The sequence below is a fragment of the Chitinophaga sp. HK235 genome (assembly GCF_018255755.1).
In the GTDB taxonomy this organism is placed as follows: domain Bacteria; phylum Bacteroidota; class Bacteroidia; order Chitinophagales; family Chitinophagaceae; genus Chitinophaga.
Genome location: NZ_CP073766.1, coordinates 1,895,534 through 1,908,685, shown reverse-complemented (window position 1 = coordinate 1,908,685; position 13,152 = coordinate 1,895,534). Strand labels below are relative to the sequence as shown.

The 13,152-nt window shown below is 39.3% G+C and carries 10 protein-coding genes; 3 read left to right on the top strand and 7 right to left on the bottom strand.

What is annotated here, in order from left to right; genetic code table 11:
- Positions 1-426 precede the first annotated feature (426 nt).
- Positions 427-1,059, top strand: coding sequence for a TetR/AcrR family transcriptional regulator (locus KD145_RS06000; protein WP_212005000.1), 633 nt, complete (start codon positions 427-429; stop codon positions 1,057-1,059).
- Between the two features lie 7 nt (positions 1,060-1,066).
- On the opposite strand, the gene KD145_RS05995 is transcribed toward KD145_RS06000, so the two are convergent.
- The 5 genes from KD145_RS05995 to KD145_RS05975 form a co-directional block, all read right to left on the bottom strand.
- On the bottom strand, positions 1,067-2,374 hold the full coding sequence (locus KD145_RS05995; protein ID WP_212004999.1) for a hypothetical protein: 1,308 nt from the start codon (positions 2,372-2,374) through the stop codon (positions 1,067-1,069).
- Between the two features lie 262 nt (positions 2,375-2,636).
- Positions 2,637-3,733, bottom strand: a protein-coding gene (locus KD145_RS05990) for an IS3 family transposase (RefSeq protein WP_374223485.1) whose coding sequence is annotated in 2 segments (ribosomal slippage) — positions 2,637-3,487 and positions 3,487-3,733 — 1,098 coding nt in all. Because the reading frame shifts where the segments join, the coding sequence is not laid out codon by codon here.
- Positions 3,734-3,799: 66 nt separating this feature from the next.
- Entirely contained in the window at positions 3,800-4,936 is a 1,137-nt protein-coding gene (locus tag KD145_RS05985; protein ID WP_212004998.1) for a carboxypeptidase-like regulatory domain-containing protein, read from the bottom strand.
- A gap of 10 nt (positions 4,937-4,946) precedes the next feature.
- Positions 4,947-5,792 (bottom strand): GLPGLI family protein, encoded by an 846-nt coding sequence (locus KD145_RS05980; RefSeq protein WP_212004997.1) that lies wholly within the window; start codon positions 5,790-5,792, stop codon positions 4,947-4,949.
- A 125-nt stretch (positions 5,793-5,917) separates the two neighbouring features.
- The gene (locus KD145_RS05975) at positions 5,918-6,262 is read right to left on the bottom strand and encodes a hypothetical protein (protein ID WP_212004996.1); all 345 of its coding nucleotides are present in this window, start codon (positions 6,260-6,262) and stop codon (positions 5,918-5,920) included.
- A 906-nt stretch (positions 6,263-7,168) separates the two neighbouring features.
- Here KD145_RS05975 and KD145_RS05970 point away from each other — a divergent pair.
- Positions 7,169-8,098, top strand: a complete 930-nt coding sequence (locus tag KD145_RS05970) for a hypothetical protein (protein WP_212004995.1) — start codon at positions 7,169-7,171, stop codon at positions 8,096-8,098.
- Positions 8,099-8,250: 152 nt separating this feature from the next.
- On the opposite strand, the gene KD145_RS05965 is transcribed toward KD145_RS05970, so the two are convergent.
- The gene (locus KD145_RS05965; protein WP_212004994.1) at positions 8,251-8,649 is read right to left on the bottom strand and encodes a hypothetical protein; all 399 of its coding nucleotides are present in this window, start codon (positions 8,647-8,649) and stop codon (positions 8,251-8,253) included.
- A gap of 167 nt (positions 8,650-8,816) precedes the next feature.
- On the opposite strand from KD145_RS05965, the gene KD145_RS05960 reads away from it, so the two are divergent.
- Entirely contained in the window at positions 8,817-11,966 is a 3,150-nt protein-coding gene (locus tag KD145_RS05960; RefSeq protein ID WP_212004993.1) for a TonB-dependent receptor, read from the top strand.
- Positions 11,967-12,112: 146 nt separating this feature from the next.
- On the opposite strand, the gene KD145_RS05955 is transcribed toward KD145_RS05960, so the two are convergent.
- Positions 12,113-13,129, bottom strand: coding sequence for a phosphotransferase family protein (locus KD145_RS05955; protein ID WP_212004992.1), 1,017 nt, complete (start codon positions 13,127-13,129; stop codon positions 12,113-12,115).
- Positions 13,130-13,152: the final 23 nt, after the last annotated feature.

The following is a 13,152-nucleotide window of genomic DNA, read 5'->3' as shown; positions in this document are numbered from 1 at the left end:
AGTCGAATTTCTTTTATATAATCTCAATTTGTTTCCCATACTTTATATAGGTTAAGAATATGGTAGTTACAACAATCGCTCACACTACAGATTCCCATTTAGGACAAAAGCTAAACTTTGAGAACGGACCGAATGGAATCAAAGTGAATTATATTGACAACCGGACAGAGCACCTGCAAAACAATACACAGCAGTTTAACCCAAATCGTTTCATTTTTATTGATTTTTCTTTTGCCATTTCTTATACTTCTTCTGTTTAATCCAGCTTTCTTTAATAAATTTTCCTGGCCTATCAGGTAGCCTTTTATTTTTAATAACTAAAGACGCAGAAAACTCAAAATCGGGATATAGAAATTTAGAAAATTGTAAATACCCCTTGAAAATCGATTGGAAAATCGGAAATTGCCAGGTACCAATCCAAAAAAAATGACAAGAAAAATTACCAGCGGTCCTATTAGAAATAAAGAAAGAACTAAGAACAAACTTTTAAAGGCAGTTGGTTCTATTTTGAAAAAAGAAGGTTTTCCCGGATTAAATGTCAGCCGGGTGGCTTCAAAAGCAGATGTGGACAGAAAACTGATTTACGAGTACTTTGGAGGAATGGAGAATCTTGTACAAGCGTATTTGAATAACAAGGATTACTGGAAAGTTAACCTGGTTAACATCGATGAAATTATAGAAGGAAGCAGGGAGGATTTCGGCAAGCAGATCGCCTATACTACTTTAGAGGGACAGTTTGATGCTTTAATGGCCGACCAAGAAATGCGTAAAATTATTACCTGGGGCTTATGTGAGAATTTCAAACCTTTGACAGATCTGAACAGGGAACGCGAACGACTGGGAGAGGCACTTTTCAGCAGTATTAGTGATAATTTTTTCAAGGATAAGGAAGTAGATATCAGGGCAGTACAAGGTCTTCTGATCGGGGGTGTTTACTACTTAACGCTTCAGGCCAAGATGAGTGGTCAGACCATGTGCGGGATTGACATCAATACAGTGGAAGGAAACAGAAAAATAAAGAAGACCCTTAAACAGATTATTGAATGGGCTTTTTCTTAATGGCCTCTTAAAATGTAAATAGATATTTTAATAGAAATGTTCTTTCTCTTAAAGGAATTTGAAACACTGATAACTGATTTGTGTTAGAATTGATTTGTTTGTATAAATTTTGGTTAGCTAAGTTTGTACATTGAAATTCGAAGTAACTCTTCCATTTTGTGGGTGCATATTTAACTTGTAGATCCGGAAAACTGTTACGCACGGCCTGTTGCAACGATTGCTGGTACGAAGTAAATGCATACGATAGTGTATAGGATATTTGGCTGTTTAAATTGTGCTGCCACCCGGCTTTTAATTTGCTGGTTTTTGTTTCGTTTTTAACAATGGCATTTTGGAGTGTATTTTGATGGTTTATAAATTTTGCCATTTCTCCGGTAATAGATATTGTAGCTGTATTGAATATTTTTTTTCTGGCAGTTATGGATAAGGTAACGTTGTAAGTATCGAATGGTGTAATTTCATTATTATAGAAACTACTTCCTTTTTGAAGTCCCAGATTAGCATAAGCCGAAAGGCTGGTTTCCATAAAAAATAAGTATTTCGACAGGTTGCCATTTATAGCGTAATTATCGGTTTTATTTCTAAAATCAATCGCTATAGATTTTGTTAAGCCTTTGTCTATAATATATGAATTTATAAAGTTTTGTTTTGTGCTGTTATAGTTGAGATGAATACTATAAAACAGCATTTTCAATGGTTTTCGGTAAGAATACCTTAGTACAAAAGAATTTGCATCTGTTTTTGGCAGGGGTGTTTCATTGAAGTTAAACTGCCTGTAATTTACTAAAATCGTACCTGGATAAATCTCGTTAATTTGCCCAAATTCAGTTTGCTGTGCATACCTGAAATTCAACTCACTGTATTTGCCCATATTTTTACGAAACTCAATAATTGGGTTGATTAAGAAATATTTATGTTTTGTAGCCTGACTTTTTTCGGGTGAAGCATAGATGATAAAATCATACGAAGGGCTTGTTTCGATACTAAATGATCCTTTTGGAAGAAGATAGATGAGTGATGCTTTTCCGAACAAGCTTAAATGATCAAAGTCGACATCATTTTTAAAGCGATTTCCTACAACGCTGGTATTATTGGCGCTGTCCGTTTTATATAAATTACTATTTAGCTTATTGCGTTCAAAAGAAGTACCTGCAGACGATGAGAGTATAAGCTGTTTAAATTTTGTTTTATACGTTACAGATTGGTTGACGAAGATACTTTTAGAATGCACCTGCTGATCCAGCTTCAGGTAACCTGCACCATCATTTACCAGCTCTTGTTGAATTCCCGGAAGGATTTTTAAACTTTCGTCCATTTTGTAATATTGTACAACAGAATTATACTGAAGGATTTGACCTATTCCCAACGCTTTTACAACATTGGTTTCATTACTTAACGATAAATAATTGGAAGGCTGGTTTTGTGAGAAACCTAATCCGTTTTGGACCGAGTTACCATCTCTATTCCATTTTGGTAAATCCAGTTTAGTGATAGATTTCAGATAAACAGAGCTACTGTTCTTTTCAATTTGAGCCTGAACTTGCCATTGTGTAAGTACCCCATCTAGGTAACAGTGATTAATTGGAGTTTCTGGATTTTTGCAACTCCGCTTTCCATTCGCAAGGCGTCATGTTCTTCAAAGATTCGTGAGGTCTTCTTTGGTTATATTCTTCCATCCAGGTATAGGTTAATTCCCTTACCTGGTGCAAGTCCTCAAAGATATAGGCATCGAGGACAGCTTCTCTGTAAAGACGATTAAATCGTTCGACATAACCATTCTGCATTGGTCGGCCTGGTTGAATGTATTGTAGCCGGATACCGTGCTGGTGGCACCACTGTTCAAAATAACCTGAAGTAAATTCCGGACCATTATCAGTTCTTATCGCGGCTGGTTTGCCTCTGGATTCAATAATTCTTTCCAATACCCGTACAATTCGGTATGACGATAGTGAAGTATCGACTTCTATACCCAAGACCTCCCGGGAGCCATCATCTATCACGTTAAATGTTCTGAAGCGTTTGTTTCCAATCAGGCTATCACTCATGAAATCCATGCTCCAGATGATATTAACATTGGTTTGCTGTTGTAATGGTTGTTTAATGCGTGCTGGCACTCTGCGTTTCAGCTTCCTCCTCTTATTCAGCTTAAGCAGCCTGTATACCCGGTATACTCTTTTATGATTCCAGTGATGACCTGCACGCCTCAAATAGGCGAAAAGCTTGCGAAAACCGTAGGAAGTATGCTTAAAAGCAAGGTCCTGAAGGGCATCAATCAGTACCTGGTCATTTCTACGACTACGATAATAAAACTTTGAACGGGGAAAGGAAACTATTCGACAGGCCCTGCTCACAGAAATACCCTGATCTGCGACCAATTCTTCTGCTACTTGTCTTTTTGTGGAAGGGCCCAGCCTTTTTTTGTGAATAGATCCTTCAGTATCTGATTGTCAAGGGATAGGTCAGCATACATTCTTTTGAGCCTGGAATTTTCTTCCTCCAGGTCTTTGAGGCGCTTCACATCTGAAGCCTCCATGCCTCCATACTTGCTTTTCCAGTTATAGAAAGTAGCTTCAGAAATGCCATGTTCGCGGCAAATGTCCTTTGTGGCAAGCCCATTTTCCTGCTGCTTCAAAATAGACACAATCTGAGTTTCTGTGAATCTGGTCTTTTTCATGATAGTAGTTCAGTTTAAATTTAGCCTTTTTTATCTAAGTTTAAACTGTCACCAGAAAAGGGATACTTACAATTGGTTCAGTTTATGAGTATTATCCTGCAACTCCTGATAAGCTACGGTATCAGCATTGGGTAAAAAATAATTCACAAAATTGCTGTAATTATATTTTCGTTTTAATTGCAATGATGATAGGTTCAGGCGTAAGCCCCAATCAGATTTAAACTTAAATAAGGTGTTAATGTTTCCGGCATTGTCATTGTTCATTAAATAGTACTTATCGCTCAGGGCTGGCTGTGTACCACCATCAATCGATAAATAAGGCCGTGCTGTTTTTAGGTTAACTTCATTATTAAAAGATGTTCCAATATCTGCATTTTCACTGAGCAAATCCTGTCCGATATTATTTGCTTTGAGGTTAGCAATACTTTTAACCATCTTTTTAAAAATGAGGTTGTTTAGCTCTACAGAGTAGGCTTTGTTTCCAAAACCGACATGTCCGGTATTAATGGTTGTGGTGCTGGCACTATCGGTAAGTTTAAGGTTTAGCGATACATTGTTGGTAACCACATAACCATTCAGGGCTTTTATGGGCTGGTCTCTTTCAATAACCTGCACCTGCTCTACCGCATTCACCGGTATATTGTTGGTGGCAAGCCTGTATTTTCCATCCATTAGGTTATCACCATCGATATAAACTTTTGATATGGAACGGCCATTGTAGCTGATAGCGCCCTTTTCGTCAATTTTTATACCGGGCAACCTGCCAATCAAATCGGCAATTACCCTGTCGTTCTGGTCTTTAAAGGCCTTTACATTATACATTAAAGTATCGCTGGCCAGCGATATTTTTTTTTGAGTAGTAATGTTAACTTCTTTTAGGGTGTTTACCGTTTTTTTTAGGATAATGGTAAGCGGCTCACTGGCGTTTTGGGGGATAGGTAAAATCAATTTCTGATATCCCAGAGCGGTAATTTTGATAGATAGGGTGTCGTTAGGCACCGTGCTGGTAAAAAAACCTTTTTGGTCGGTTTTGATAAAAGCTATACCCGCGCCATTTTTTGCAATAATAGAAACTATTGCCGATGTCACCGGCATAGCGAGACTATCTTTTACAGTACCATTTATAGTAATGGTTTGCTGTGCCCTTGCCGAAATTATATACAATAACAGACAAAAGCCTGATAAGAAGATTTTTATGTACAAATCTACTGAATTACTGTGTGAGTTCTAAAGGATAGTTTATGGTAAATTTCTTTTTAGGAGCTGTTTTAATTTCGCCTCCATCAGCAGCCGTAACCCTATCCACTGCTACTTCTGTACCAACAGAATTGTTTATTCCCAAGCCCTGGGCGCTGGCCTTTTTCATACGTTCGTATTCGGCAGTGGTAGTAGTTATTGTATTGGCGGGTATATCTAACGATTTTATATTTTGAAAGTTGCCATTGTTTACCACTTTAGTACAGGTGAATTTTATAAAATAGTGGTCATCGTGTGCCTCTAAGATCAGACCTGGAAGTCCCTGCAATTTCCAGGGGCCAAAACTTGCAGGTATATCTGTAGTGAACCAAACTGTGTATTTTCTACCCTTAACCATACCAGTAGCCATTTGTGCCGTATAACCTAACAATTGTTTAGTTTCTTTACCTACTATCCAGTTGGTTTTCTCTGAAGCATCCTTAATCAGATAGCTTTGCTGGTCATAGTCTTTTACTACCGCAAGTTTGCCTTTCTCTACATAAATATCATCTTCAGTTGTCGGCAAAATTAGCCCCATATTAATCAGGTCGTTATTGTTTTTTTCTGCTTCCCTTAATTTTTCTGCTATGGTCGAATCTTGTTTTACTCTTGTTTGGCTGGTATATATGCTTTTATCGGAATTAAACGCCAATAAAAAATCCTCGCTCCAAACCTTCCAACGCTGAGTGGTATCTTTAATGTGATAAAATTGATAATAAGCCAGGGTTGTAGGTGGATCGGGCAGCTTTGTGTTTTTATAGCTGAACGAATACAGAAAGCATAAAAATAATGCTGATACAAAAACCCTTAAATAATAACGCATATATTTTAAATTATTAGTTTATAGAATACCCCAGGCCACGCCTGGGGTATTCTGAAAAAAGAAAAAACCATCTTCTACACTCCATCAAGACTAATTTTTAAATTTTGCTCCGGATCTGTAAACGATTATAGACCATGAAAGCAACCGTTGCTATCTGCACCAGCAACAAAATCATGTTGAGCTACGCCGTACATTTGTGAGTATGTGGCACTACTGGGGCCTGACACGTAAATAATCCACATGTTACCACACGCATCTTCAAAAAGGAATTGTCTTTGAATACGGAGACGACTTGTCTCAGTATTGCTTTGGGTAGAGGATACTATAATTTCGTTTTTGTTCTCTTTCGAAATTGTTTTTAACTCTACCTTCTTATTTAAAAAAGGAAGGGTCTCTTTTGGAGCTGAATTGCTTGCTGAACTGCTAAACCCGATTAGTGTGCAAATCAATGCAATAAGAAGATGTTTCATGTTTTTTGGTTTTTAAGTGATAAATGATAACTAAATCTATTCAGAAGCAGAGGATGGCTTGGTATTTCCTTCTTCAGAAGTACAAAGTTAGAAATTAAATTTTAATTCACACAATTGTGAATTAAAATTTATTGTCGCTGCCAGATAATGAAGCGGAACTAAACTTTCAATTTGAGATAGAACAGGGGGTATACCCTGTTTATGTTCAAAGCAGAGGACTATAAAAACGACGTAATAATTGCTGCAGAAAGGATTTCTCTCAATACTGATACGGTATTTTATTATTTACGGGAAGACTTAAAAGAAAATGAACGCATAGCAGATTTTGTTAAGCGGTAATCGTTGGAAGGTATACTTCCGGTTATAGAACACCCGGAGCTGGTTACCAGGTGTCTGCTGTAATTCAACGCCAAGTCAAAAGCGTGTATACCTTACCGTATAAACAGGTAATATATTTTATGCCCGTATGCTTATTTAGCAATGGTTTTCGTACCTTTGTAAGGTTGTAAAGTTCTTTCAAACCTCTACAAAATAAGCTATTCCGGAAGGATACAAAATCGGTACACTGGCTAAAAAATCCTTGAAAAGCAGCGCTAATTAAGCCTTGGATATAGTCCCAGCGGGATCATAGAAAAACTTTAAGACCTGCGCTTGGCGTGGGTTTTGTTTTTTAGTTGAACGTTTAGTCGTTGAAAAATCCAGTCGAAATTATATCTATGGCTGTTTACAACCTATATTCAAAACAACCTCTCAATTCTAAATCTAACTTATCGATACTGGTTCGATACTTGACTATTGAGAGTTGGTCAATAATATGAAATTCATATTGTTTTGTTGTAAATAATTGATCGATTCAGTCTTTTTATAATCCTATAATCCTAAAATTTTAAAACAACCTTTAAGACAATGAAAAATGGAATTACAAAATCGTTCGATTATTCGGATTTGAATAAGGGGTTTGATACGCTTATATTTAGATTAGGGAGTAGTGCGGGCCTTTTTTCCGAGTTTAACAATATGATTCTTGCCATGGTTTATTGCCTGGAAAAGAATATTCAATTTCAGTTGTACTCAAAAAATGCGAGCTATAGTGAAGATGGGTGGCTTGATTTTTTCGAACCATTCACTGATCACCATAATGATTCATTTAATGATAAATTTAATCATCGCCCTTATGTCATCGCCCTTCCTAAAGAATCCATATTTAAATCTTTTTTTGATATACCAAGAAAGAAGAAAATATTGCGTACTCAACATGTATGGAAGAAAATAAGAAAGTATAAATATGCAAGAAAAATAAATATTCCTGCTTTTAAAGGTACTTTGGTTGAAATGAGTGCTTGTATTATTCATAACATATGGAAATATAATCAGAAGACTCAAGATAAGATAGATGCCCTTTTATCATCGATTACTATTCCTGAAGAATATATTGCCGTGCATATCAGGCGAGGGGATAAGGACACGGAAGCTCCGCATACCGAATTAGATGCTTATTTCAAAAAAATTGAGGGTTTGGAGCTAAGTCACCTGCCTGTTTTCCTGGCAACAGATGACAGCCTCATCATAGAGGAGGTTCAGAAAAAATTCCCCCTCAAGAAGATATTCTATCTTCCTTATAAAAGAAATACCGGGTTTTTTATGGAAGAGTTCCGGCAGTTAAGTGAAGATAAAAAGTATGAAGAGGTCGTCCAATTACTGGCAGAAATAGAGATCATGAAAAAAAGTACGGCTTTTATTGGCACATATTCATCAAACATCGGTATGTTTCTTAGTATGGCCAGGCAAGATGAAATGACATTTGGCATTGATTATGCACATTGGAAGGTCATTTAGTTAACCAGGAGAGTCCTGATATTGAAGCAAAGGGTTTTGCTGGAAATATTAAGATCCAAGAATATCAAAGAAAATTAAAGCCGCTTAAATCACAGGATTTATGCGGCTTTTCTGCTTTTATGATAAAAAAATCAAAAGCCGAGAGTAGTTACTCATTTTTTATTTCTTTTCCGGTTTTCAAGCATTGAGGGAATGCTGATAGACGAACAATCGGCGATCAAAGCTGCTATTATTGCCGGTGGCATAGCGTCCGCAGCCGAAAAATTGATACAGCCTTTCTGGAACCTGGCTGCTGGCAGCAACTTTACGTATTTGGCATGCAGTGGCTGATTCATATAAATTGGCATGCAATGCAGTGACATATAATTTTTAGTACTCGCCAGGCCATACTTCATGTAGGAGCGCTCTTCGTAGAGGATCATTTCTTTTCCCATCATCGGTTTAATGACCGGGATTACAGTCGGATCATGCGCAACAATTGTTTCATGTAGCATGCTTAAGCATGCCTGCCTGTCAATCGGCATACTACTGATGTATTCAGATACAGTCATATTTTCAATTTTATTATCACCTTTAGTCATTAAAAGTAAACATTAGATACGGCTTATCTGTAACGCCTATATGAAAATCAGATATAATGTTTTGTTAACACCGCGTTAATATTCTATAAATGTCAGATAGATAATTTTGCGGGCTGAATTTTAAACCATCTAAATCGATGAAGCGCTTAATCTGTCTTTTTTTTATTACGTTGGGTATGCTGATGTGTTCCGAAGTATTTGCACAATCCACCCTGGCTGATCTGAATGGTCAGGTCAAAGCAAAGGATGGCACATTGATTCCCGGTGCATCCATTACAGTGAGAAATGAATCGACTGGTTTTACCAACAGGATCCAGTCAAATACCAAAGGTCTTTACACCTTTAAACAATTGCCACTCGGCGGTCCTTACACTATTACTGTATCGGCAATGGGTTTTGGTCCTCAGAAAAAACAGGACTATAACCTTAACCAGGGGGATGTTCTCCAGGTAAACTTTGATCTGGAGCCATCTGTTTCAAACCTTGATGCTGTTACAATCGTATCTACTTCCAACAGGAAAGCGATTGTGAATGCGGGTGCAGCTACCACCATTACCCCCACTGACATGAACAGGCTGCCTGTCAATGGAAGAAACTTCTCTAACCTGGCAGCACTGTCGCCGCTTACCGGTAATGGTAACAGTATCAGTGGACAGCTGGGATCTGGTACCAACTATACTATCGATGGTATGACTGCAAAGAACCCTACTTCTGCTGGCCCTACCACCTCCAGAAGCGGTGCTCCTTATTCTATCTCTATTGAAGCTGTTCGTGAGTTTAAAGTTGTGACGAACCAGTATGACGTTACACTCGGCAGATCCGGCGGTGGTACAGTGAGCGCTGTTACCAAATCCGGTACCAATACGGTTTCCGGTTCTGTATTCGGCTTCGGTCGTGCTAACTGGTTATCCAGTCCTTATGATATCCGCGGTAACAAAAGAAATAACGACTATTCCACTTACCAGTTCGGAGGTTCTATCGGCGGACCAATCATCAAAGATAAACTTCACTACTTCTTTGCATGGGATCATCAGACAGATAACCGTTCCCTGGTAATTGCAGACATACAATCCAATTCCGATCAGCTGGTGTATAACACTACCAGAAGCGTACTGGATACATTTGTAGATGTTGCCAGAACAAAGTATGGTGTTTCCAACCATGCGCAATATGGCTCTTTTGGAAAAACACGTCAGTCTGATGCCGGCTTCCTGCGCTTAGACTGGCAGATTAACGATAAGAATCTGTTGACCATCAGGGACAACTATACCAATGATATCAACAAACTGGGTTTGATTGATAATACAGCCATTGACCTGTATGAGTCAACCGGTAATGACTTCAACAAAGATAACAGCCTGCTGCTGACACTGAGATCTACCATCAGCACTAAAGTTACCAACGAATTAAAGGTGCAGCATTTGTATACCTGGCAAGCTAGCAGACAAAATGATGAGCTGCCAGGTGCGCTTCCAAGAGCGATCGTTGAAAACGTAACTTCTGTATTGTCTGACGGCTCTACCAAGTCTACCAATATTCAGATCGGTGGACACCGCTTTGGTCAGGAAGGATTTACCAACAACGTATTCCAGCTGACAGATAACCTGTATTACAACACTGAAAAAGTTAACTATACCTTCGGTATCGACCTGATGTATACACACGCTAAATCACTGTATGGTAGTGAAGTAAACGGCCGCTATGTGTACAGAGGTCTGGATGCTTTCCGTAATAATACGCCATATGCATTCTATCGTGAAGTACCATTGGTTGCTGATCCAAGCGTAACTTCCAGTATTTTCAATGGTGGTATCTATGGTCAGTTGCAAACAGACCTGGGTAAAGGGGTAAGCCTTACTGCCGGTTTACGTTTCGATATGGCTACTTATCCTAAAGCTCCATTCAACCAGGATCTGTATGATGCGCTGGGCTTAAGCACCAACAACAGCATTAAGTCTTTTGTACCACAGCCAAGAATCCAGCTGACATGGGATGTCAACCAAAAGCATACAGATTATATCAAAGTGGGTGCAGGTGTGTTTAGCTCCGATATTAATAACTATATGCTCATTAACAACCTGACATTTGACGGCAAACATTTCGGGACCGCTAACCTGAACGCTAGTTCTGTAAATATACCTTCTCCCGATTTCGCTGCATTCAGGAAAGATCTTTCTACAGTGCCTGCTTTTGCACAGTACCAGCTGCCACTCATCAATTACACAGGTCCTGATGCTAAAATACCGATCGTTTACAAGGCTAATATCAATTATACCAAATATATCACCAGCCGCCTGAGAATGGGTGTTTCTGCGTACCTGACCTATGGCCGTAATAACTATTTCTATATAGACAAAAATATGGTGGAAACTCCATTGTTCACGATGCCTAATGAGGCTAACAGGGGAGTATATATTCCTTTAGAAAAGATGAATACCAGCGGTGGTAGTGGTAACTACCTGGATGGTAGAATCAGCAAGGCTTTCGGTAGGGTACTGGAACTGACCAGCAAAGGTAAAAACAATACCTATACTTTTGTATATGACGTCAACTATCGTTATTATAAAGATGGTAACATCACCGCCAGCTATACCTGGAACGATTCCAAAGATAATACCTCCTACAACGGTAACGTTGCCAATACTGCTACCTTAAGTTTGCCAGTGGCAGATGATCCTCGTAATTTGAGTAAGATGACTTACTCTGATTTACAGTTCCGTCATAAGGTTGTCTTCTATGCTACATCACCCTCATTCGCAGGATTTGTGTTAGGTATACGCTTCTCCGGTATCGGTGGCACCCGTTACAGCCTGTTGTCTGGTGTAAACAGCAATCAGGATTTTGTAAGCGGTACCAACGACCTGGCTTATGTATTTAGCCCGAATGATCCGGCAACATCTGCAGCTGTTAGAGACGGTTTGAATAAACTTTTGAATTCGGATGCAGGTGCCAGCTTCAAAAAGTATGTTGAAAGATCAGAAGGTAAGATTGCAGAAAGAAATGGTGGTATCAATGGTTTCTATGGTACATTCGATTTGAGACTGGCTAAATCATTCAAGGTTTCCAAAAAGAGCGGTTTTGAGCTTTCTGTAGACGTTTTCAACTTCGCAAATATGCTCAACAAGAAATGGGGTGCAAGCCATAACTTTGGTAATACCTCCTTATACCGTGCTTCTGCATTCAGTAAAGAAACCCGCTCGTATAACTATTCCGTTAACACCAGCGGAATTGCTAATCCAGGTGGAGATCCTTACCAGGTGCAGTTAGGAGCAAGATTCTTCTTCTAATATCCGATAAGCAGGATGAACTGATTAATTGACATCATCCGTAAAATACATATTGTCTGTCGCCAGGCTGAAGTTGAACTTCGGTCTGGCGACAGACATTTTATGGCACTTCTACGCTGTTAATGAGGAATATAGCTGTTACGTGTTCATCTGCTATCTAATGAAAGCAGGGCATCTTCAAACCGTGTAGTACGCATCTGCTGTACAGCCTCATTCATCAGTGCTTTGCCATACATGAACTGTCCTTCGTAGGTGGCGAGCGATAGTGTACCGGAGCCGAGCAGCGAACCAACATCCTTCAGATGCACACCCTCCATATGCTGGTCATGTGCATAGTCTGCGGGTTTGGCCTGAGCGGCCAGTTGCAGCATCATCATAGCATAAATGATCCGGCTGATCTGACACATCACATAGAAGCGGGAAATCTTATAATCATTCACTTCGCCAAAATATGTCTTCAGGAACACGGCCTCCTGTTCCGGACTATGAATGAAAAAGTTTGCTACACCTGCCAGATCCAAAAACCTGTCATTAACAAAGGCGGTATCCCAGTCAATGATCCAGACATCCTCTCCGTCACACAGAATGTTGGAAGGGTTCAGATCATTATGACTGAATACCTTGTCTGTATCCTGCCATGGATATAACATTTTCACTTTTTCATACCGTTTCAGGCATTCATCCGGTATAGGGCCAGACAGAATATGATTGCGACGGAAACCCGCCAGCATATGATCAATCGTTTCTTTCAGATCGGCGCCTGGTACGGCGTAAGGTACAGCGTGTATCTTCTTCACTGCCTCTGCCAGTTTAACTGCCAGTACGCTGCCGCTGTAAATGCTTCTGATCGGCTTATTTTCGATGAAATCACTGATGATAATACCCGCTTTCACACTTTTGTAACGCAATGGAGGAGCAATACCCGCGGCCGCCGCACGGGTTACTTTCTCAAAAGGATCTGCCGCAGTATAGGCATGCGGTATATCGAGTTTCATCACATAAGGACGATTATCTGCGATGATCTTATATACGGAAGCGGCCGACAATCCACCTGTCAGCAATATCACTTCACTGATAACAGCGTTGCCGAATGTTTTTTCAAGGGCAACATTTACCGCGGCTGTACGATCAGCCGGAAATACGTCGGAATAATTCAATGACATAGGGAAAGCATTTATACAATAAC